The organism is Algoriphagus halophilus (genome assembly GCF_041729275.1).
Lineage (GTDB): Bacteria > Bacteroidota > Bacteroidia > Cytophagales > Cyclobacteriaceae > Algoriphagus > Algoriphagus halophilus_A.
This window is the reverse complement of record NZ_CP146486.1, coordinates 4,526,871-4,548,028: the sequence shown is the minus strand read 5'-3', so window position 1 is coordinate 4,548,028 and position 21,158 is coordinate 4,526,871. Positions and strand designations below refer to the sequence as shown.

Genomic DNA, 21,158 nt, shown 5'->3' with positions numbered 1-21,158 from the left:
AAAACGAACCAATTCCGCGCCAAAAACATTTGACTCACATGATTATTCCTGTCCAAATCACAGAAAAAGCTGAAGCTGAGATCAAAAACATCATAGCTCACAAAAATATTCCTGCAGATTATAGCCTAAGAGTAGGAGTCAAAGGTGGCGGTTGTGGAGGCATGTCCTATGCATTAGGTTTTGATAAAGCTAAATCAGATGATCAGCAATTTGAAATTGCAGGCATTCCTGTGCTGATTGAAAAAAGACATTTTATGTTTTTGATGGGAATGCAGATTGATTTTTTCGAAGGTGATGAAGCAAGGGGATTTACCTTTATCAATCCGGATATCCCAAAAAGACACGATCTCTAATTTTTTTTAATAAATTCATCAGCAAATGATCGCTGATGAAAACTCCTCTTTTAATTATTCTCTTCTGCCTGCTGGCATTTCCTATTTTTTCACAAGTCAAGCATTTGAAAGAAGGTGAAGAACCTGGAATTGGAAAGGTTGAAGACTTAGACTGGGTTGTAGGTTATTGGTCCGGTACAGGATTAGGGGAGAATGTGACGAAACCTGGATGCCTGCCATAGATGGAACCATGGTGGGTACGTTTCGATTCTGGCAAGATGGCAAATTGATCTTTAGTGAGTTTATGAATTTGATCCAGGATGGAGATACGTTTTATCTAAAACTCAAGCATTTCAACCCGGATCTTTCGGGTTGGGAGGAAAAAGATGAATGGACCATTTTTCCTTTGGTGGGGGTAGAAGAAAACACCATCTGGTTTCATGGGTTCACAATGAAACGTGAAGGGGATAAAATGGTCTTATATCTGGAAATCTCTGAAAATGGTGAAACTCAGCTGGTCGAATTTAATTACACCAAAAAATCACTTTAAAAGTCCTCAAAACCGGGCTTGATGTTATCCCAAAAAGCATCCAATGCAATGATTCTAGGTTTTAGAAAGGAGATAATTGGTGGCCAATCATCTTGATCCATGACATTTACTCCATTTAACACTTTTTCAATTTTGGATATTCGCTGACCAAATTCATTCTCAACCAACAATTTCCAATCCCATTCTTCTCCCAACTCCGCAGTCAACAACTTTTTAAAGACTTTAAATTGGTCAAAGAATAATTCCTGAAGCTCTTCATCTGAATGACAGATTTCTATACCCACAGAAGCAAAACCTTGTTCAGCCTTCATCCTGAAATAAATATCCTTGACACCGGTTTTATAATTGGGCCAATTGACCCTAAATCCCGAAGCTCCTCTAATAGGCTTCATATATTGACCGAAAGAAATCCAAAACTCTTTTCGGATTCGGGAGGTTTCTGCCCGACTATACATACTTAATAAGATTCGTGACTATCGGAGGGTAACACCAGAATGATCTGACCAGACTTTTCATAATCCGCATTCAAAGAATCCAATTGATCTTGCGTAACTGTATGGATATTGATGATCTCCAGGTCTGGAAAACGAGCATTCAAATACCATAAAATCCCCTCTCCATCTTTGGAATGGTAGGAACCGTTGACATGGAGGATTTTATCGCCTGAAGAGAGGGTGGAAAACAAGGATTCCGCCATCGTGGCATCCTTTAAGGCTTGTGCCTGAACCATAAAATCAGAATTCATCGGTCCCCCATGCATCATATCTTTCATAGCCACATAACCGGGCATGGTCATATCTATTTCAAAAGGTAAAGTAGCCATATAGCCTTTTGCTTCCTGATTTAAGCTATCCAAAACTGAAATACCGGATCTGCTCGTTAATGAGGCATATTTCCTAGGTACATTACTGGCTATGAAATGCAGGTGATGCTCTTTGGCAAACCTCATCAATGGGCGATAATCCGTTTGATAATTATTCCATAATTTGGCCTCTGCCTCAAAATTCTTTTCAGTCATTTTTCCGGCAAACCATTCATCAATATTCAATTGATCATCACGCTCAAAAAATTCCGCAGCCAAAACCAGCTCCGGATTGTTTGCCGTCATTTCTTTCAGTAATTGTAATTGAAGCCAATGGGCAAGGCTATTGTTATGCAATTCCCCAAAAATGTTACATCTGCTTTATTGGCCATCTTTACCACGTCTTTGAAATCCAGCTTCTTGCCTTTATTGGAAAAAAACTGATAGGCTTGCCCTTGACCAAAAGAGGTCAAACAGGATGCAACTAAAATGACTGTGATTAAAACTACTTTACGCATAATCTTCAGGGTAATTAATTTGTACAGCGGAATATTTAACTAATCCGCCGAGAGATGGATGATGTTTTTTTAAGGTCAATTGTATTTTCTTGACTTCTGGATACACTCTTAGGATATCCTCAATGATTAAATGTCCCAAATGTTCCAGTAACTTGACTTTGACATCCATCCTCTCTTTGATCAATTTGTAGAGCTTGGTATAATCTATGGTAGATTTCAAATCATCTTCAAGCATGGCCTTTTTGAAATCGGTATCCAATTCCAAGTCAAGGGTAAAACGATTTCCCAGTACATTTTCTTCAGGATATGCTCCATGATAAGCATGAAATTCTATCCCTTCCAACGATACTTTTCCCATTAGTCAAATTGGTCAAAAAATGATCCCGATCCTTTATCCGTGTCTTTTTTAGGAATCGCTTGTTCTTCTGGTAGGGAGGAAGGCTTTACCTCTGCTTTCTTTTGGATGGCAGCAGGCTCTTCTTCTTCCATTTGATCTATTTCTTCCTGGATCGGATCCTCTTTTATCTCCATGGATGCCTCTTTGATTTGGTCTTCTTCCACGACTGAATCAACTTCCTCCAAATCCATTTTCAGATCGGGTGTAGCATCATGCATTTCCAATTCTAAATCTTCTTCTATGACCTCCATTTCTGCAATTGGATCCTCATTTTCTGGTTCGGGAGTAAAAACCTCTTCCTCTTCAGGAGCCAGGTTCTCGATATTGGCAAAGGTAAATGCATTGGATCTACTCAATTCATCAATGGCTCTTTGGTATGCTTTGGCATCAATCCTGGAGAAATGTGCATCAGAAAGATCTATCTGATTCAACATATCCTGTGAAATTCTTCTCAAGCTTTTCACCAGTGCTTCGCGTTGTTCCACCAACCCATCGTAGGATCGAACAAGCCCTTGCATACTTTCTCGAAGCTCAACAATGGTTTCTTTCGCTTTGGCTTCAGCTGCACTGATAATGACAGCCGCTTGTTGCTGGGCATGAGCTTGTGCTTTCTCAGCATATTCATTGGCCTCAGCAATCGTCTTTTCCGAGTGTTCGTTCGCTTCAGATATGATCAAATCAGCTGCTTCATTCGCCTCCTCAATAATAGAAGCACCTGTATCCTCTGCTGTTTTCAAGGTCCTGAATAAAGAATCCTCTACATCTTTCAATCTTTTGGCTTCAGCTTCCGTATTTTGAAGCTTGGACTTTAATTCGATATTTTCCTGGTGAAGCTGGTCAACAACTTGGCTGACTTCTTCTAAAAACTGGGAAACTTCCTTTTTCAAAACCTCTAAATGCAGTTTCAAAGGATTGTTGCCTGATGGCGGCTGGTGTGATCTTCATGGGTTAGCTTGCTTCTATTTGCCAAATGGAAATTGTACGGTCATCAGATATAGATATTACCTGCCCTGAATAGGTACTCCAAAGTACTTTATTTATGGATGTGCCGTGTCCGGCATTTCTTGCTTTGTCAATTACTTTCAAGAGTTTTTTCTCTTTGGCATCCCAAACTTTAATGGATTTATCCATGGAACAGGACACCAGAAAATTCCCATCTTCTTTGAAAGATATATAATTAATGGCATACATATGTGCCACGATGGTTTCTTCCAACTGATAATTGTCTGTATTCCAAAACTTCAGTCTAGCATCCCTGGCTCCACTGACAAGACTGGCTTCATCTGGGGAATAAGAAAGTGCAAATACAGAGTTTTCGTGACCAATGAGGTTTGCAACGGGCTGGAAATCATCTCTCAAATCCAGCACTTTGATCGTATGATCACTAAGACCAATAGCCAAATGCTTTTTGACGGGAGAAATGGTCATGACCCGAATACTTTTGGAACTGAGTTTAACCCGCTTTTTCAAGGACTGACTGGGAATGTCAATAATGACCAAAATCCCGTCTCCTGTCCCCACATAGGCCTCATTTCCAAAAATCTTAATATCAAAAATCGCCTGATCAGTAAATTTCAATGACCATACTTCTTTATTTTCATTCAGGTCGATGACATGGATTCCCTCGAAGTTATGCCCAATGAAGAGCAAATTCCTCTCTTTATCTACTTCCATGGCATACACTGAATGCGGAAGTTTGGCGATCAATTTCCCATCTTTTGGATGATCAAGGTCCCACTCTACGACCATGCCATCTCCAGCACCTGTATAAAAGAAACTTGGATCACTTCCTTCTGTCAAAGCATAAATGCAGTCATTATGCCCTGTCAGCGTTTGTAATTTATTTACTTGAATTTTTGACATATATTGGACGATGACTTAGCGGTGCCCTATTGGCCTATGCAAACAAAAATAGAAAAAATTGATTCTTCCTCGGCTTTAGCCATCAAGATTATTGAGACGCATGATGTAGATAGTTTAGATTTCTTGAGTTTTAGAGAAAAACTATCCTATGCGAATATCTCCCACCCCGAAAAAAGGATGGAATGGGCTACAGCAAGAAGAGCCATTAAAGACGCGTTGGATACCTTGTATATCCCCTATCCTGGATTTTTTAAAGATGAACATGGTAAATCTCACTCCATGAATGGGAATGGGTTTGTCTCCCTTTCTCATACAGAAGGATTAGCGGGTGCTATTTTCCATAGGGATACTCCTGTGGGAATTGATATGGACATCATCCGTGAAAAAATCCTCCGGATTGGGTTTCGTTTTCTCGACCCGTCCGAACTGGATTTTCTGGAAAAGGATCCCTTACATTATACATTGGCTTGGTCAGCGAAAGAGTCAATTTTTAAATGTCAAGGCAGAAGAGGAGTCAGTTTTAGAGATAATATCCTCTTAGAACCATTTTCTCCCGATGCCACGGTCATTAAAGCCAGAATTAGAGAAACTGACTATTCGGATCACCATTATACGGTACATGCACGGGTGATCAATGATACCGTATTAACCTATACAATTTGGTAACTACCATGAAAAGAATTTACTCCATCCTATTTTTCCTTTACCTATCTACGGAATATGCTGTGGCTCAAGACATCAACAGCCTTAGCCTACAAGATGCAGTGACGGAAAAGCCTTTTTTACTTGAGAATGAAGTAAATCAAAAAGCATTGGTTTTGATTTTTCACAGTACTTCCTGCCCCTTTGTCAAAATGTATGAAGAAAGAATCATCGATATCCGAACAAGGTATCAGAACCAGGGAATTGATTTTGCGCTGGTGAATTCAGATCCAAATCCTGAAAACCAAAAAGCCTCTGATTTAAGAAAATTTATTGATGAGTCGGGGTTAAACATGTCCTATTTAATGGATATCAATCAGGATTGGATCAAATTTTTTCACATTACCAAAATCCCTGAAGTTGTAATCATCACTCCTAGTTCCGATGGATTAATTACTGCCTATAGAGGGGCCATTGACAATAATGCACAAGCAGCAGGATCTGTCACTGAAAAGTATTTGGAAAGAGCCATCAATCAAATCTTAAAAGGGGAACAGCCTAGCCCAGGCCAAGTCAGGGCCGTAGGATGCAACGTCAGAAGTTTCTAATCTGAGAGAATAGCAATCATTTCTTTCACCTCCTCCACTTTTTCCATCTCCCCCAATTTCTCAAAGGAGTTGCCAAGGTTCCTAAGGGTTCTTAATAAGATCTGTAAATAGGCACAGGGTTCGAAGTACTCCTCTTTAGGTTCTAACTTCAGGTGTTCCAAATAATTAAAAATATCCTGCTTGCTAAAGATCAGTCCCTTATTGAATGCGTTAATGTAAAATGTCAGGTCTTTTGTTTTATAGGTCAGTACAAAAAGATTGGGCAAGTTCACTCCATAGATTGGAAGGCCTAATTTTTTTCCAACCAATAAATATATCGCACAAAGACTGAGTGGATTTCCTCTTTTGGAATCCAATACCGAGGAAAGCATACTGTTGGCAGGAGAATGAAAATTCTTGGTATTGGCTGTAAACCGGAGTGTATTAAACAATACATTGTTGATGGTTCTGATTTGATCGTAGGGAGCCAAATCATTTTTAAAGGCTGTCCAAACTTCAAAGTAGATCTGGTGCATTTCAGCATTCAGCTTTTCATATTCCAAATCAGGATACTGGTAGGTATTGATGATCCATAACCCTGTCAACAAATCCCGATCTTCAGACTCTTTCCAATCCAACAACCTCTTTTTCAATAAAGAAAATTGAAGATCGTGAACCAGCTCCTCGATTTCCTTTTGAATTTCAGGATTGAAGCTTGTTTCCCATTTTTCTTCTAGAAATGGAATAATCTCCGTTCCCAAGGAAATTATTCGATCTCTCACATGATTTCTTACTTCAGAATCTGTGTCATCTAAAAGCGAAACCAAAGCGTTTAACTCTGCTGGAGTCAAGTTACTCATATGCAAATTTCTTGAAAGAATGGATGTTGTAATAATTTAATGAAATTGTCTTTAAGTTTGAATAACTCCTACGTTAAATCTCTCTGAAATTGGAGCATGATTGGCAGCTTCAATCCCCATGCTAATGACTTTTCTGGTTTCCTGGGGATCAATCACCCCATCCACCCAAAGTCTAGCTGCTGAATAATAAGGACTTAGCTCCTCATTATACTTTTCTGTAATCTCTTGGAGCAATTCTTTCTCATCCTCTCCACTAATTTCCTGCCCCTTCTTTTTTAGGGAAGCCACTTTGATTTGTAATAAGGTTTTTGCTGCTGAAGCCCCTGACATCACCGCCATTTGGGCTGTGGGCCAAGAATAAATCAAACGGGGATCGTACGCTTTCCCGCACATGGCATAATTGCCTGCCCCATATGAATTCCCTAGAATAATCGTGAACTTCGGCACCACGGAGTTCGCCATGGCATTCACCATTTTTGCACCATCCTTGATGATACCTCCATGTTCCGCTTTACTTCCTACCATAAATCCGCTCACATCCTGCAAGAATACCAACGGAATCTTGCGCTGATTGCAGTTCATGATAAACCTTGCCGCTTTATCAGCTGAGTCGGAATAAATCACCCCTCCCATCTGCATTTCTCCTTTGGCAGTTTTAACGATTTTGCGCTGGTTGGCAACAATTCCTACGGCCCATCCATCTATCCTGGCTGTTCCACAGATCAATGTTTTTCCATAATCCTTTTTATACTCATCCAGTTCTCCCCCATCTACCAAGCCTGAGATTACTTCGTGCATATCATAAGGTTTCACCCGTTCCAAGGGAAAAACCGAAAGGAGTTCATCTCCAGATAAAGCGGGACCTTTGGGCTCTTTTCTATCAAATCCAGCATGGGGATTCTCCCCTATTTTATCAAAAATAGCCCGGATCGCATCCAGGCACTCTTGGTCACTTTCATATTTATTGTCCGTTACCCCGGAAATTTCACAATGTGTAGTTGCTCCTCCTAAGGTCTCATTATCCACGGATTCCCCAATTGCGGCCTTTACCAAATAAGAACCTGCCAAAAAGATAGATCCTGTTTTATCCACAATCATGGCTTCATCAGACATAATCGGTAAATAAGCCCCTCCAGCCACACAACTTCCCATAATTGCCGCTATTTGAACGATGCCCATGGCGGACATTTTAGCATTGTTTCTAAACTGTCTTCCAAAATGCTCTTTATCGGGAAAAATCTCATTTTGCATGGGCAGAAATACTCCCGCACTATCCACCAAGTAAATGATAGGAAGATGGTTTACCATCGCAATTTCCTGAGCTCTTAAATTTTTTTGGCTGTCATCGGAAACCAGGCTCCTGCTTTGACAGTGGCATCATTTGCTACAATTACCACCATCCTCCCCTGAACATATCCTATCCCGGTAACCACGCCTGCAGAAGGACATCCCCCTCTTCTAAATACATCCCATCTGCTGCAAAAGCCCCAACTTCCAAAAATTCAGAACCTGCATCTATCAAATACTCAATTCTCTCCCGGGCGGTAAGCTTTCCTTTAGCATGTTCTTTTTCAATCCTTTTGACACCTCCGCCCAGTTTTACCTGTTCAGTTTTAGATTTTAATTGATCAAGAAGGAATTTAAAAGTAGGGGTTTCCATAGAGGTGTTTGACTTCATGATGAAATTTGGGTTTACAGTTTTCAAACTCAATTTTGAACCTAAGAGTTTGTTTGAATATAAACAAAAGCCCTTTTCCGAGTTGAAAAAGGGCTAAATGATTCGTGTGAATTCAGCTATTAATTAGCCTCTATCCCTTCTTTGTAATCCCGAATGGATCTAAAAATAGCTGAGGCCATGTATTCCTGTCCTTTTTGACTCATCAAGAATCGTTCTTCTTCACTGTTGGACAAGAAACCAAGTTCGATCAACACACTTGGCATGGATGGGGTCCAAAGCACATAAAAAGGACCTTGTTTTACCCCTCTGCTTTTTCTTCCTACCCGATTTTTAAATTGGGTCTCTACATGATCAGCAAGGGTGACCGAATTCTCAAAATGTACTTTTGACAACAAATTAAAAGTCATGTAAGACTCTGGTGATTTTGGATCAAAACCCTCATAATTTTCTTCGTAGTTATCCTCCAAGTAGATGACAGAGTTTTCTCTTTTTACAATGTCGAAGTTGGCATCAAAATGCTTCATCCCCATCACAAACGTCTCAGTACCGTAAGCAGAACGGTTAGGAGCAGAGTTTGAGTGGATGGAAACAAATAAGTCCGCCTTATTATTATTGGCTATGATCGGTCTTTCTTTCAATTCTGGAAAGCTATCGTCTTTTCTTGTGTAGATAACTTCCACATCTGGAAGGTATTCTTCTATATATTTACCTACTAATAGTGCGACAGCTAGATTAATATTCTTTTCTTTGGACCTTGAACCAAGATTCCCAGGGTCTTTACCACCGTGACCCGCATCGATAACAATCTTCTTCATGCGAAACGCTGGCATCATTGATTCGTTAGATATGAATCCTCCGAAGACAAATGGGATTAGGATAATTAAAGAGATAAGAATTTTTTGCTTTTGGACCGTTCCATGAGGGCAATAGAATTAACTTTACGCGAAATTTTACACAAATTAAACAAAGCGCAATCAACTGTGCAGGGATTTAGACTCCTTTTATTTTCACTATTCGGTTTATTGATTGCTCCAGTAATGGTAGCTGCACAACAACCTACTAGACAAACAGAGCGGAGGTTAGTGGTGCCTGACACCTTGGCTTCACCCCTGTTAGATACATTGCCAGAATCTAACCCTCCTGCATTAACCGACACTTTGCCATCTGATAGTTTGGCAAAAATTATGCCCACTGGGCCAATTACCTCAGATATTACCTATTATGCGGAAGATAGTATCGTATCTGACTTCACTGAAAACAAAGTTTACCTCTACAATAAAGCTTGGTTTGAGTATGGGCAGATGAAGCTTGAGGCAGATCTAATCGTCATAGATTGGAAAAACTCCATGCTTTACGCCTCAGGAGTGACGGATAGTTTAGGAAATATTACAGGCAATCCGTTTTTTAAAGATGGCCCCAGCGTCTATGAGATCAGAAAGGAGATGCGCTATAATTTTGCTACTCAAAAGGCCATTATCAAGGATGTTGTGACGGAGCAGCAGGATGGGGTTTTACGGGGAGAAACCATCAAAAAAACGGAGGACGGAAGCATCTACCTGAGTCATGGTTATTATACCACTTGTAAGTTAACAGAACCTCACTGGCATATCTCCTCCAACAAAATCAAATCCATTCAGGGAAAGCAAGTGGTATCAGGTCCATTTAACCTGTACTTCAATGGAATTCCCACGCCATTAGGGTTGCCTTTTGGGATTATTCCCGACACACCTGAAGAGAAAGCATCAGGGATAGTGTTCCCATCCTATGGTAGTGAGCAAGTCAGAGGACTTTATCTTAGAGATTTTGGGTATTACTTTGCAATCAATGACTACATCCACGCCCGATTTACAGGAGATATTTACTCCAAAGGGGTTGGGGTGCAAAGTCTCAAGCAGTATATAAAAAGCGCTACCGATATGGGGGGAGCTTTAATATTGACTTCCAGAAATTCGTCTCTCCCGAAACCGAATTAAATCCGGTCAATTACAATACTTTTAGAATCCAATGGAGTCATACCCCTGAATCGAGAGGGAATAGTAGATTTTCTGCCTCAGTTAATGCAGGAAGTACCAGTTATTTCAACAATGTGATCAATCAGAATAATTTCCAGAATAACATTACTTCTGAATTCACCTCTAATGTCGCCTATTCTAAGACTTTCACGGGCACCCCTTTTTCCATGTCTGCCAATATGAGGCATTCCCAGAGTGTGACCACTGGGGAAGTGCGGTTGGACCTCCCTTCTATTTCTGTCAATATGAATCGACAGAGTCCTTTTAGAAATGTGAAGTTTGAGCCCTTAAAAACCTTAAACATTGCCTGGAATTTTGCCTTGCAAAACTCCATCACCAACCGGGTAGATCAATCCTTTGGGGTACCCACTGACCTATCTACCGGGTCTGAACAGACTCAATACATTCCGTTCAACCTTGCAAATGCAAGTCTTTTATTGGACAATGCAAGTAATGGAGCAAGAAGTACCATTCCGATTTCCTCTAATTTCACCCTGTTTAAATACTTTACAGGTACCGCTTCCTTTAATTACCAGGAACTTTGGTACCTCAACAGAATCAATTATTACAATGCTTCTGAGCAACGGGTGGATAAAATTCTGGAAGATGGCTTCAACCGAATAGGTACGTATAGTTCTTCTTTTGCGCTCAACACCAACGTTTATGGTTTCTTCAATTTCAAAGGAAATGGGAAAATCCAAACAATCAGGCAGCACATCCAACCTTCCATTGGGTTTAGTTTTAGACCGGACTTTTCAGATCCAAGATTTGGATACTACCAAGAGGTTCAGATAAATGAAGAAGGGGATACTCGACTTTTATCCAGACATCAAGGATTTATCTATGGGGGCTGCAGTGGGCGAATCAAGGGCCATGACCTTTAATTTGAGAAATGTATTGGAAGCCAAAATCAAAACGGAATCAGATACAGCAGAGGCTACCACCAAAAAAATCCCATTATTGGAGACGCTCAACTTGAGCACGAGCTACAATTTCGCCGCTGATTCCTTTAACCTTGCCCCTTTTAGCATAAGCGCCAGAACAAGCTTTTTTGAAAGGAAACTTTCCGTCAATATGAGTACCACCTTGGATCCTTATGCCACTCGGACTTTCCTGAGCGGTACAGGAGAAGAAACGATCAGACGGATCAATGAATTTGCCTGGAACAATGGACAGGGAATTGGTACTATTCGAAATGCTTCCCTGAATATGAATATGTCCTTGAACCCCGGCGGAAATAAAACACCAGGAGAAGTAAGGGATGAAGTTACTTCCAATTTTATGCAGCAGGGAGGAGTTCTCAATGAATTTGTGGAGAGCGAAATTCAGATCGCTATCAGACCCTAGTCAATACATTGATTGGAATATCCCCTGGAACTTGAGTTTTGGCTATAATTTGAGTTATAGCAAACAGACCACAGGGACCACCAACATTACCCAAGGAATGAATTTGAATGGAGACTTTTCTTTGTCTGAGAAGTGGAAAATCAATTTCAATACAGGTATAGACTTACAAACACAAAAGATCACCCAGTCAATGATCGGGATTGCAAGGGACCTCCACTGTTGGCAAATGAATGTCAGCTGGATTCCATTTGGCCGATTTACTTCCTACAATATTGATATTCGGGTAAAATCAAGCATCCTTCAAGACTTAAAAGTGTCCAGAAGAAGATCTTTCTTTGATAGATAATTTAGCTGACATACAATCCCTTAAACTCTAGACCTACTTAAAGGCATTGTCATACACCTTGGCCCTCCAAGTCCTCTTGAAAGTTCAGAGGAAGGAATCTCCAATACATCGACTCCCAATTGTCTTAGTGCCCGATTAGTATGAATGTTTCTATTGTAGGAGATCACCCTTCTGGGTCCAATGGCAAATACATTGGCTCCATCGAACCATTGCTCACGGAGGGAATAATCGGGATTCCCATCAGCAGTGTGTAGGATTTCCAAATGTGGAATTTCACGCTCAAGGATGGTTAAAAGAGACTCATTCGACACCTCTCTTTTGATATGGACTTTATCGTCTTTTATTTCCTTCAATGTATAACAGGAAGTCTGCAATACCGAGTTGAGTGCATCAGGGTAGGTTAATACCAGGTTTTCATCCAAGATGGTGAAGACTGTATCTAAATGCATGTAATTCCGCTTATGAGGAAGATGCACTTCGTAAACCCGTTCTACTGTCCCTTCAGTCAACATGGCTTTGGCAGCATGGTAAATCGCTTTTTCATCGGTTCTCTCAGAATTCCCTATGGCCACTGCTTTTCCGGATAAGACGATGATATCTCCTCCCTCAATACTTGGAGGATTATCATGCCCCTGGATAGGATACAATCGATTGACATTATCCTTAAAGTCAGCATGGTTTTCAAATATCGTCCGCAACAAATCCGCTTCTCTTTGTCTTCCGTCCATTTTCATGCTTGAAAAAATAATTCCACCGGGAGTCAACGCCATGGGGTCTCGTTGAAAATACAAGTTGGGACATGGTGAAATCGCAAAGGCAGACTCCATCAGTTCACCAGAGTTTAGATTGGGTATTTTCTTTCTTAATTCGTGAATTTTTAACCCGGCAGTCAAAATTGAGGCACACTCCGCTGTAGAAAATCTTTCCAAAATATCTTCCGCCAGATGAACCAAGCCTGACTTTTTCAAAGACTCTCTCACCAACTTCAACAGGATATCCTCATCATATAATACCCGTATCAATAATTCCCGCAATTGATACACCTGGGCCCCTGTGGACTCCTTTATTAAGTTGGAGAAAGCATCATGTTCCTTTTGCAAGGCCTCTAAATAGGGAACATCCTCAAAAGTAAGAACTCCTTATTGTAGGGCGTCAACCGATCAATTTCCTTTCCTGGTCTATGCATCAATACAGCCCGAAGGGTTCCAAATTCTGAGTTTATTCTAAGATTCATATAATTACCGATTTGATATTTATAATAGGTATTTATTAATATTTTTCAAATAAAAATTATTAATTACAATAATTAATTAAACAAAATAAACCTTTCATTAATTAAATGAAAATAAGATTGTAAAAAAAATCATTGGGTATTCAATCTACAATTTTATTGGTGAATCATTTCAGGTACTATTGTTGAATCGATTCTAAAAAAAGAATAAAGACAAAAAGCATGAAACTCACTAAGTATAAAAATACAGTTTTAATCATTCTTTTTATGGGACTGATTTCTTCTGGTTGCGACACCATCAATCAATTGGGCGGGCAGTTCGGGTTAGGCACCCCTACTGAGGCAGAGATCAATTCAGGACTCAAACAAGCGTTGGAATATGGAACCAGCTATGCGACGGAACGACTCTCCAAGGAGGATGGGTATTTGGGAAATTTGGCTATTAAAATCGTTTTTCCAGAAGAAGCCCAAAAAGTGGAAAACACCTTGCGTTCCATTGGACTTGGCAACCTTTGTGACCAAGTAATTACCAGCGTCAATCGGGCTGCAGAAGATGCTGCCATTGAAGCCAAACCCATTTTTGTAGCAGCCATCAAAGACATGAGTATTACTGATGTGAAAAACATCTTGCTGGGAGAAAACGACGCAGCAACCACCTATTTTGAAAATAAGACCACAGGTTCATTGGAGGAAAAATTCAAACCCATCATCGAAACTAGTTTAAATAAAGTAGGTGCCACCAAATACTGGGGAGACGTGATAGGAAGGTATAACCAAGTTCCTTTAGTAAAACCCATAGAAGCCGATTTGTCCAAGTATGTCACTAAAAAAGCCATCGATGGACTTTTTTATGAAATAGCCAAAGAGGAATTGAAAATCCGTGAAAATGTCACTGCCAGAAGTACCTTATTGCTACAAAAAGTTTTTGGATATGCAGATAGTCAAACCCAAGGAGGTTAAACCACCTGATTAAAAATGTTTCCATGGAAAATGCGAATTTCCAATGCACAAAAAAACCGGGCCTTTCAGCCCGGTTTTACTTTTATCATTTGATCAAAGTAACTGTACGATCAAAAGATCTCCATCCTTTTGGACCCTAGCCACTTCTTTTTTGCTTAATCCTTTCATTGCCACATCCCATTTTTTATTACTCAGTCCTGCTTGCTCTTTTAGCTTACCCAAGTCAATCGGATGTTCTTTTTCAGCAAATCCAAAACCAGCTTCTCTTCCTCTGTCAACTCTACCGCTTTCTTTTCAGGTCTCATCTGAGGGAAGAACAATACTTCCTGGATGGTGGTATTGTTGGTCAAAAGCATGGTCAATCGATCGATTCCGATTCCTAATCCTGAGGTAGGAGGCATTCCGTATTCCAATGCACGGAGAAAATCCAAATCCATGGCCATGGCTTCATCATCTCCTCGTTCTGCCAATTTCAATTGATCCTCGAATCTTTCTCTTTGATCGATTGGATCATTCAATTCTGTATAGGCGTTGGCTATTTCCTTCCCATTTACGAATAATTCAAAACGCTCCACCAAGCCTGGTTCCGTTCTATGCTTCTTCGCCAATGGAGTCATTTCGATTGGGTAATCCGTGATATAGGTAGGCTGGATCAAGTTGGCTTCCACTTTCTCTCCAAAGATTTCATCCACCAATTTACCCTTACCCATGGTGTCATCGACTGCAATTCCCATTTCCGCACATACCTTTCTTAAACCTTGCTCATCCATTTGGCTGACGTCGATTCCAGCATATTCCTTGATGGAATCATACATGGACAACCTTCTATATGGTCCGGCAAAGTCAATTTCATTTTCCCCTACCTTGATTTTGGTCTTTCCATGAATGGACTCAGTCACCTGCTCGATCAACTCCTCTACCATTTCCATCATCCAGATGTAATCTTTATAGGCTACATAAATCTCCATGGAGGTAAATTCTGGATTATGCGTACGGTCCATACCTTCGTTTCGGAACATTTTACCAAACTCATATACACCATCGAATCCACCTACGATCAATCTTTTCAGATACAACTCATTTGCAATCCGCAAAAACAAAGGCATATCCAAGGTATTGTGATGCGTTTGAAAGGGCCTGGCTGCAGCACCTCCGTGGACAGCTTGTAGAATAGGCGTTTCCACTTCTAACCAACCATGATCGTCAAAATAACGACGCATCTGGGTGATGATTTTGGAACGTGTGATGAAGTTTTTTTCACCTCTGGATTCACTGTCAAATCCACATAACGTTGCCTATATCTTAATTCCGGATCGGTAAATCCATCATGGACATTTCCATCCTCATCTCTTTTTACCACAGGAAGTGGTTTTACTGATTTAGAAAGGACTTTCAGCTCTGTCACATGAAGAGAAATCTCACCGGTTTGGGTGGTAAAAATATATCCCTTCACTCCAATGAAGTCTCCAATACCCAGCAACTTTTTGAAAACTGAATTATAAAGAGTCTTATCATCACCCGGGCAGATGTCATCACGACGCACATAAATCTGAAGTCTTCCGGTGGAATCCTGAATTTCACCAAAAGATGCAGACCCCATGATTCTTCTACTCATCAGACGACCTGCAATCGAAATACTTTTGTAATCGTTTTTACGATTTTCATAATTTCGATGGATGTCGGCTGCAGTCACATTGATGGAAAAGCTTCCGCTGGGTAAGGATTGATTCCCAATTTCATCAATTCTTCCCGGTCTTTTCTTCTCTCTATTTCCTGTTCGCTCAAAAGTTGCATTTTTTATCTATCCTCTTTTATGATTCACTATTAATTTCAATTCCAATAGCCAATTATGCCACTGCTTTCCTACGCTTCATTTCCCGTTTGATCAATTCAAATTCACGGCTGCTTTGTCCAGCAATGCTGGAGTTTTCTGCGGCACGTCTGGTCAAATAAGGCATTACCTTCTCTACAGGACCATAAGGCACATATTTCACCACTCGATAACCGGCATTGGCCAGGTTGAAGGAAATATTATCACTCATTCCATAAAGCTGCGCAAAGAATACCTGATCAGATTTCGGATCAATATTGTATTTATCCATCAAAGCTGTCGCAAGAAGGTTACTATTCTCATTATGCGAACCGCACATCAGGAATACCCGCTCATGATTTGATATACAAAACTCCACTGCTGCATTGTAATCATGATCAGTTGCTTGCTTATTTGGCTGAATAGGACTTGGATACTTCAAGCGTTCCGCCCGCTCTCCTTCTTTCTCCATATAGGCCCCTCTCACCAATTTTGCTCCTAACAAATATCCTTTTTGTGCTGCAGTTTCTTTGGCCTTTTTCAACCTTCCGAGCATGTCATGGCGGTACATCTGATAGGTATTGTAAACTACACAACGCTCCTTGTTATACTTTTCCATGGCATCATAGGTCAGTTCATCCACTGTATCCTGAAACCAAGATTCTTCCGCATCAATCAAAATTTTCAATCCTAGATCATGTGCCGTTTTACAAAGCATATCCACTCTTGCTTTGGTCCTGTCATATGCCTCTTGCTCTTCAACTGTCAAGGGTTCGCCTGCCTGGATTTTGATCATAGGATGGTAATCACCCAAACCGGTAACTTTAATTACCCCAAAAGGCATATAATCTGTTTTGGCAGAAGCAACCATGGTTTGGCGAATTTCTTCCGTCGTCTTTTCGAAGCTTTCCTCATCCCCTTTTCCTTCCACTGAATAATCCAAAATGGCCTCAATACCATAGTTTGCCAAGGACTCACAGGCCTTGATGCTTTCCTGAATGGTCTCTCCACCACAGAAATGTCCAAACATGGTTTGTTTCATGATCCATTTGATCGGTAACTTTAATTTCAAAGCAAAATGGGTCAAGGCAATACCTATATCGGAAAGCGTTTTATTATTCAATAAAGAAAACACCAAGTGCGTTCTTTTTAGCTCTGCATCCGTTTTAGAAGCAAAGGCTATTTCCAGATTTTCGAAAGAAATAGTCGGTTTTGTAGGCATATTTCTAAATAAAGGTGCAAAGATATTAAAAAAACTACTTCAACTCGGCTTTTTGGTCAATAACAATCCTATAAACCAAGGAAAATTAGAAGGGTTCAGAATTTAATTTTGATTCTTGAATTGCAAGCAAATTTGTTCCTCAGGAAATCCGTGTTCCAGCATGGGATCATGTTCACCAAAAAATATCAAAGAATTTTAAAAACAATAATCAATTGAAATCAGAATAATCTTCCGATCCATACTATTAAGAAGTGGAAAAATAGGATTTTCAAGAAGTTTCTTCTATTTAATATCGACTTAACAGAAATAGCTTTAAAAATTAATTTTGATTTTAAAACCTACTGCCTTACATTTGGGCCATGTTAATAACAGCAGCGATCTATTTTACCTTCTTTTACTTTTACTTTCGAAGCCAAAATCGAATCGGTGCCGCCTATTGTCTAGCCAAAAACTAAAAGAACATAAACTAACAAAGAGCCCGATTCGAAAGAGTCGGGTTTTTCATTTAATGCTTAGCCGTATGAAAACGCACAAACAAATCAAAGACTGGGGCCTGGGACTAACAGGACCAATGATCATCGCCGGCCCTTGTAGCGCCGAGTCACCTGAACAAATCGAAAAGATTTGTCTGGAGATGAAGGAAGAAAATGTGATTCCTTCTATGTTCAGAGCTGGTATCTGGAAGCCAAGAACAAGACCGGGAAGCTTCGAAGGGATCGGAGAAGAAGGGTTGAAGTGGATGGAAATCGTTCGTCATCACCTGAATATTCCTATCACGGTAGAAGTGGGGAATGCTGCCCATGCCGAAATAGCACTAAGAAACAATGTAGACGTGGTATGGGTAGGTGCTAGAACCACGGTCAACCCATTTGCAGTACAGGAAATTGCAGATGCGTTGAAAGGATCTGATATCCCTGTAATGGTAAAAAACCCAATGAACCCTGACCTAGACCTATGGATGGGAGCTTTGGAAAGATTCCATGCGGTAGGTTTGACGAAACTGGCTGCGATCCACAGAGGTTTCTCTGATGCTTACGATAAGAGATTCCGTAACAAACCCAATTGGTCTATGCCAATCCATTTAAAGCGTGTTTGGACTGGAATGGAAGTAATCAATGACCCTTCCCACATTGTAGGTAAAAGAGATGGAATTCTAGAGATCTCCCAACGTGCCATCAACTTTGGATTGGATGGTTTGATGATTGAAACGCATCACGATCCTGATAATGCCTGGTCTGATGCCAAGCAACAAGTCACTCCAAAGAGACTAAAGGAAATTTTGAACGCCATCGATTTCAAAAGCCGTTGGTATCAGAACAACCAAGCGAAAAGCTAAACGACTTGAGAAGAGCAGTTGACCACCTTGATGATCAGCTGTTGGATATTCTTCAAGAGAGATTTGCAGTAATCGATCAAATTGGCGCACACAAGAGAGAGCACCATTTAACTGTATTTCAAGCAGATAGATGGAAAGATGTAATGGAGAGCAGAACTCAAAAGGGAGTACAACGTCAGCTAAGCGAAAAGTTTATGAAGGAGTTACTTTATTCTATTCATGAAGAATCCGTAAAGCGTCAAGAAAAACAACTTCGTGAATCTGAAGCTGTTAAGAAGTAAAAATAAAGGCTAAGCATTATCAGGTTTTGGGAGGGGTCTTCCTTCCAAAACCTTTTGCCTACCTACTAAAATACCCAATTAAATTCCGGTGGATCCAGTCATTTTCTCATCCTCTATTGCCTCAGATTTGGAAAAGGTGCTCCAAAGCATCTCTTTTTCACAACTTTTCGTCCTAACAGACCAGAACACTGAGCAGCATTGTTTACCCAAACTCCAATCCATTTTCCCTTCAAAATCCATCTTCAAGACGGTAGCTGCTGGAGAAACAAATAAAAATTTAAGTACCTGTTCAGAGATTTGGTCAGCAATGACTGAAGCTGCATTGGATAGAAAAGCATTATTTATCAACATCGGCGGTGGGGTAATCGGAGACATGGGAGGATTTTGCGCAAGCATCTACAAGCGTGGAATCCGTTTTATAAATATTCCAACTACTCTCCTATCTCAGGTGGATGCCAGTGTTGGAGGAAAATTGGGAGTAGACTTTGAAGGCCTAAAAAACCATTTAGGAACCTTCAATGAACCTGAAACAGTCATGATTTCCCCTGAGTTTCTGGAGACATTACCAGTGGAAGAACTTCGTTCTGGCTATGCCGAAATCATAAAGCATGGGCTGATTCAGGACAAGGCCTATTTTGAGCAGCTTCATGTAAATGATTGGAAAAACCAAGATTGGAAAGGGTTGATCCAACATTCCGTGGGTATCAAAAAACAAGTGGTTTTGGCAGACCCAAAAGAAGCTGGCCTCCGAAAAATATTGAATTATGGCCATACCATAGGTCATGCTTTTGAATCTCATTTTTTAGATACTGAGAAACACCTATTACATGGAGAAGCCATCGCAATCGGGATGATTTGTGAAGGTTATCTTTCTTTGAAAAAATTAAACCTGAGCCCAGAAGAGCTAGATACTATTAACCACACTTTCCTTTCTATTTATGGAAAGTTCTCTTTTGAGGATTCAGATTTGGCACCGATCCTGAACCTTTGCCTTCAAGACAAAAAAATGAAGGATCTGTACTGATGTTCTCCTTATTGGAAAAAATAGGAACATGCACCTTCAACATCCCGGTAACCAGGGATGAAATCGAAGAGGCAATCCTTTACTATAAAAACTTAGAACTCTCTTAAATCCTATTTCCGTGAGTACCGATATAAAAACTGTTTTGCAGTTAAACCAAAAAAGTAAATTCTCTTCCGCGACGATTCCACTTCCCTCTTCCAAAAGTGAATCCAACCGTGTATTGGTCATTGACGCGTTGACTGAAGGAACCAATAAAATCACTAACCTAGCGGAGGCCAGAGACACGCAAACTATGATCCGCTTACTTCGCAAAAACCCTCCGGTGTATGATGTATTGGATGCGGGTACCACCATGCGATTTTTAACAGCCTATGCTACCGTGACGAACCAAAACAAAGTCATGACGGGCACTCCCAGAATGTGCGAAAGACCGATTGGGATTTTGGTGGATGCATTAAGAAGTATTGGTGCTGAAATTCACTATTTAGGAGTAGAAGGTTATCCACCTTTGGCAATTCATGGGCAATCTGCTCAAACTGCCGACAAGGTAAAAATCAGGGGAGATGTATCCTCACAATATATTTCGGCGATGTTGATGATCGCTCCGATTCTACCCCAAGGGCTTGAGATTGAACTGGAAGGCAAGGTAGGGTCTAGAACTTACATAGAAATGACCCTGGAATTAATGGCTCAATTTGGCATTAACTACCAATGGAAAGACAATAAAATATCTGTGGCACATCAGCCTTACCAAGCTACTGCATTTGCCGTGGAGAGCGATTGGTCAGGAGCCAGCTATTGGTTCAGTTTGCTTGCCTGCGCAGATTCAGGGGCTTTATTCTTGGAAGGATTAAAAGAAAACAGTCTTCAGGGAGATTCCAAAATCGTGGAAATCATGGATCACCTTGGGATCAAAAGCACTTTTAAAGAGGGAGGGGTTTTATTACAAAAACAGCCCGTAAAAGGATTAGAAAAATGGGATTTCACGCATTGCCGGATCTCGCCCAGACAGTGGCAGTGACCTGCGCGATTCTTGGTCAAAATGCGGTCTTTACAGGACTGGAAAGCCTGAAAATCAAGGAAACAGACAGAATCTACGCACTTCAACAAGAATTGGCCAAATTCAATGCAGACCTAAAGGAAATCGAACCAGAAGTTTACCAGGTGATCCCTTCCATTACGATGCCCTCTGTAGTTGAAATTCATACCTACGATGATCATAGAATGGGAATGGCATTTATGCCCTTATTGACCAAAACCAAAGTTTTGATTGAAGATCCTGCAGTGGTAAACAAGTCCTATCCAAGCTTTTGGAAGCATTGTGAGATTTTGGGAATAGAAATGGAAACCAAATCCTAAG

Annotated in this window: 17 protein-coding genes and 6 pseudogenes; 10 read left to right on the top strand and 13 right to left on the bottom strand. The window is 40.5% G+C overall.

The annotated features are described in order from the left end of the window. Nucleotides 1-38: 38 nt before the first annotated feature. The 3 genes from V8V91_RS24430 to V8V91_RS24420 are packed head-to-tail and all read left to right on the top strand — an operon-like array spanning nt 39 to nt 882. The gene (locus V8V91_RS24430) at nt 39-353 is read left to right on the top strand and encodes a HesB/IscA family protein (protein ID WP_373397661.1); all 315 of its coding nucleotides are present in this window, start codon (nt 39-41) and stop codon (nt 351-353) included. 35 nt (nt 354-388) lie between these two features. After that, complete coding sequence (locus V8V91_RS24425) at nt 389-574, top strand: hypothetical protein (RefSeq protein WP_373397660.1); 186 nt, start codon at nt 389-391, stop codon at nt 572-574. After that, nucleotides 562-882 (top strand): DUF6265 family protein, encoded by a 321-nt coding sequence (locus tag V8V91_RS24420; protein WP_373397659.1) that lies wholly within the window; start codon nt 562-564, stop codon nt 880-882. The genes V8V91_RS24425 and V8V91_RS24420 overlap by 13 nt, the downstream gene beginning before the upstream one ends. On the opposite strand, the gene V8V91_RS24415 is transcribed toward V8V91_RS24420, so the two are convergent. Genes V8V91_RS24415 through V8V91_RS24390 form a run of 6 tightly spaced genes read right to left on the bottom strand, consistent with a single transcriptional unit; the run spans nt 879 to nt 4,462 of the window. After that, a complete protein-coding gene (locus V8V91_RS24415) occupies nt 879-1,337 on the bottom strand; it encodes a DUF4268 domain-containing protein (RefSeq protein WP_373397658.1) in 459 nt (152 codons plus the stop codon). The genes V8V91_RS24420 and V8V91_RS24415 overlap by 4 nt on opposite strands. A 2-nt stretch (nt 1,338-1,339) precedes the next feature. Next, nucleotides 1,340-2,041 carry a ChaN family lipoprotein gene (locus tag V8V91_RS24410; protein WP_373397657.1) on the bottom strand — a complete coding sequence of 234 codons (702 nt, stop codon included), beginning with the start codon at nt 2,039-2,041 and terminating at the stop codon, nt 1,340-1,342. Then, nucleotides 1,996-2,202, bottom strand: coding sequence for a hypothetical protein (locus V8V91_RS24405; RefSeq protein WP_373397656.1), 207 nt, complete (start codon nt 2,200-2,202; stop codon nt 1,996-1,998). Before V8V91_RS24405 ends, V8V91_RS24410 begins: the two co-directional genes overlap by 46 nt. Continuing rightward, complete coding sequence (folB, locus tag V8V91_RS24400; RefSeq protein ID WP_373397655.1) at nt 2,195-2,560, bottom strand: dihydroneopterin aldolase; 366 nt, start codon at nt 2,558-2,560, stop codon at nt 2,195-2,197. The genes V8V91_RS24405 and folB overlap by 8 nt, the downstream gene beginning before the upstream one ends. After that, a complete protein-coding gene (locus V8V91_RS24395; RefSeq protein ID WP_373397654.1) occupies nt 2,560-3,507 on the bottom strand; it encodes a DivIVA domain-containing protein in 948 nt (315 codons plus the stop codon). The genes folB and V8V91_RS24395 overlap by 1 nt, the downstream gene beginning before the upstream one ends. Nucleotides 3,508-3,547: 40 nt before the next feature. After that, nucleotides 3,548-4,462 carry a WD40 repeat domain-containing protein gene (locus V8V91_RS24390; RefSeq protein WP_373397653.1) on the bottom strand — a complete coding sequence of 305 codons (915 nt, stop codon included), beginning with the start codon at nt 4,460-4,462 and terminating at the stop codon, nt 3,548-3,550. Between the two features lie 36 nt (nt 4,463-4,498). Here V8V91_RS24390 and V8V91_RS24385 point away from each other — a divergent pair, with 36 nt between their 5' ends. Next, on the top strand, nt 4,499-5,128 hold the full coding sequence (locus V8V91_RS24385) for a 4'-phosphopantetheinyl transferase superfamily protein (protein ID WP_074223419.1): 630 nt from the start codon (nt 4,499-4,501) through the stop codon (nt 5,126-5,128). Nucleotides 5,129-5,133: 5 nt separating this feature from the next. Continuing rightward, nucleotides 5,134-5,712: a redoxin domain-containing protein gene (locus V8V91_RS24380; protein ID WP_373397651.1), complete on the top strand. Its 579-nt coding sequence runs from the start codon at nt 5,134-5,136 to the stop codon at nt 5,710-5,712. Here V8V91_RS24380 and V8V91_RS24375 read toward each other — a convergent pair. The 3 genes and pseudogenes from V8V91_RS24375 to V8V91_RS24365 form a co-directional block, all read right to left on the bottom strand. Next, the gene (locus V8V91_RS24375) at nt 5,709-6,551 is read right to left on the bottom strand and encodes a transglutaminase-like domain-containing protein (protein ID WP_074223417.1); all 843 of its coding nucleotides are present in this window, start codon (nt 6,549-6,551) and stop codon (nt 5,709-5,711) included. The two genes, V8V91_RS24380 and V8V91_RS24375, sit on opposite strands and share 4 nt — an antisense overlap. A gap of 51 nt (nt 6,552-6,602) precedes the next feature. After that, nucleotides 6,603-8,211, bottom strand: a pseudogene (locus V8V91_RS24370) (acyl-CoA carboxylase subunit beta). Nucleotides 8,212-8,348: 137 nt separating this feature from the next. Continuing rightward, on the bottom strand, nt 8,349-9,044 hold the full coding sequence (locus tag V8V91_RS24365) for an N-acetylmuramoyl-L-alanine amidase (protein ID WP_373397650.1): 696 nt from the start codon (nt 9,042-9,044) through the stop codon (nt 8,349-8,351). A 222-nt stretch (nt 9,045-9,266) separates the two neighbouring features. Between V8V91_RS24365 and V8V91_RS24360 the strand changes: the two are divergent. Then, nucleotides 9,267-11,934: pseudogene (locus V8V91_RS24360) on the top strand (putative LPS assembly protein LptD). Nucleotides 11,935-11,954: 20 nt separating this feature from the next. Here V8V91_RS24360 and V8V91_RS24355 read toward each other — a convergent pair. Continuing rightward, nucleotides 11,955-13,168: pseudogene (locus tag V8V91_RS24355) on the bottom strand (arginine deiminase family protein). 219 nt (nt 13,169-13,387) lie between these two features. Between V8V91_RS24355 and V8V91_RS24350 the strand changes: the two are divergent. Beyond that, complete coding sequence (locus V8V91_RS24350) at nt 13,388-14,125, top strand: DUF4197 domain-containing protein (protein ID WP_373397649.1); 738 nt, start codon at nt 13,388-13,390, stop codon at nt 14,123-14,125. A gap of 93 nt (nt 14,126-14,218) precedes the next feature. Here V8V91_RS24350 and V8V91_RS24345 read toward each other — a convergent pair whose 3' ends face one another. From V8V91_RS24345 to V8V91_RS24335, 3 genes and pseudogenes are all read right to left on the bottom strand, one after another. Continuing rightward, the gene (locus tag V8V91_RS24345) at nt 14,219-14,347 is read right to left on the bottom strand and encodes a hypothetical protein (RefSeq protein WP_373397648.1); all 129 of its coding nucleotides are present in this window, start codon (nt 14,345-14,347) and stop codon (nt 14,219-14,221) included. A 29-nt stretch (nt 14,348-14,376) separates the two neighbouring features. Next, nucleotides 14,377-15,919, bottom strand: a pseudogene (lysS, locus tag V8V91_RS24340) (lysine--tRNA ligase); the annotation flags it as partial. A 53-nt stretch (nt 15,920-15,972) separates the two neighbouring features. After that, a complete protein-coding gene (locus tag V8V91_RS24335; RefSeq protein WP_373397647.1) occupies nt 15,973-17,157 on the bottom strand; it encodes a proline dehydrogenase family protein in 1,185 nt (394 codons plus the stop codon). A gap of 520 nt (nt 17,158-17,677) precedes the next feature. On the opposite strand from V8V91_RS24335, the pseudogene V8V91_RS24330 reads away from it, so the two are divergent. The 3 genes and pseudogenes from V8V91_RS24330 to V8V91_RS24320 all read left to right on the top strand — a co-directional run bounded on the left by V8V91_RS24330 (nt 17,678) and on the right by V8V91_RS24320 (nt 21,157). Then, nucleotides 17,678-18,774, top strand: a pseudogene (locus tag V8V91_RS24330) (chorismate mutase). 88 nt (nt 18,775-18,862) lie between these two features. After that, complete coding sequence (gene aroB / locus V8V91_RS24325) at nt 18,863-19,798, top strand: 3-dehydroquinate synthase (protein WP_373397646.1); 936 nt, start codon at nt 18,863-18,865, stop codon at nt 19,796-19,798. 118 nt (nt 19,799-19,916) lie between these two features. After that, a pseudogene (locus tag V8V91_RS24320) lies at nt 19,917-21,157 on the top strand (3-phosphoshikimate 1-carboxyvinyltransferase). Nucleotide 21,158 lies beyond the last annotated feature (1 nt).

Coding starts and splice junctions, on each gene's coding strand:
- V8V91_RS24335 (WP_373397647.1), bottom strand. CDS start 17,157: ATGCCTACAAAACCGACTATTTCTTTCGAAAATCTGGAAATAGCCTTT.
- V8V91_RS24415 (WP_373397658.1), bottom strand. CDS start 1,337: ATGTATAGTCGGGCAGAAACCTCCCGAATCCGAAAAGAGTTTTGGATT.
- V8V91_RS24430 (WP_373397661.1), top strand. CDS start 39: ATGATTATTCCTGTCCAAATCACAGAAAAAGCTGAAGCTGAGATCAAA.
- folB (WP_373397655.1), bottom strand. CDS start 2,560: ATGGGAAAAGTATCGTTGGAAGGGATAGAATTTCATGCTTATCATGGA.
- V8V91_RS24385 (WP_074223419.1), top strand. CDS start 4,499: ATGCAAACAAAAATAGAAAAAATTGATTCTTCCTCGGCTTTAGCCATC.
- V8V91_RS24350 (WP_373397649.1), top strand. CDS start 13,388: ATGAAACTCACTAAGTATAAAAATACAGTTTTAATCATTCTTTTTATG.
- V8V91_RS24405 (WP_373397656.1), bottom strand. CDS start 2,202: ATGCGTAAAGTAGTTTTAATCACAGTCATTTTAGTTGCATCCTGTTTG.
- V8V91_RS24425 (WP_373397660.1), top strand. CDS start 389: ATGAAAACTCCTCTTTTAATTATTCTCTTCTGCCTGCTGGCATTTCCT.
- V8V91_RS24390 (WP_373397653.1), bottom strand. CDS start 4,462: ATGTCAAAAATTCAAGTAAATAAATTACAAACGCTGACAGGGCATAAT.
- V8V91_RS24380 (WP_373397651.1), top strand. CDS start 5,134: ATGAAAAGAATTTACTCCATCCTATTTTTCCTTTACCTATCTACGGAA.
- V8V91_RS24420 (WP_373397659.1), top strand. CDS start 562: ATGCCTGCCATAGATGGAACCATGGTGGGTACGTTTCGATTCTGGCAA.
- V8V91_RS24375 (WP_074223417.1), bottom strand. CDS start 6,551: ATGAGTAACTTGACTCCAGCAGAGTTAAACGCTTTGGTTTCGCTTTTA.
- V8V91_RS24365 (WP_373397650.1), bottom strand. CDS start 9,044: ATGAAGAAGATTGTTATCGATGCGGGTCACGGTGGTAAAGACCCTGGG.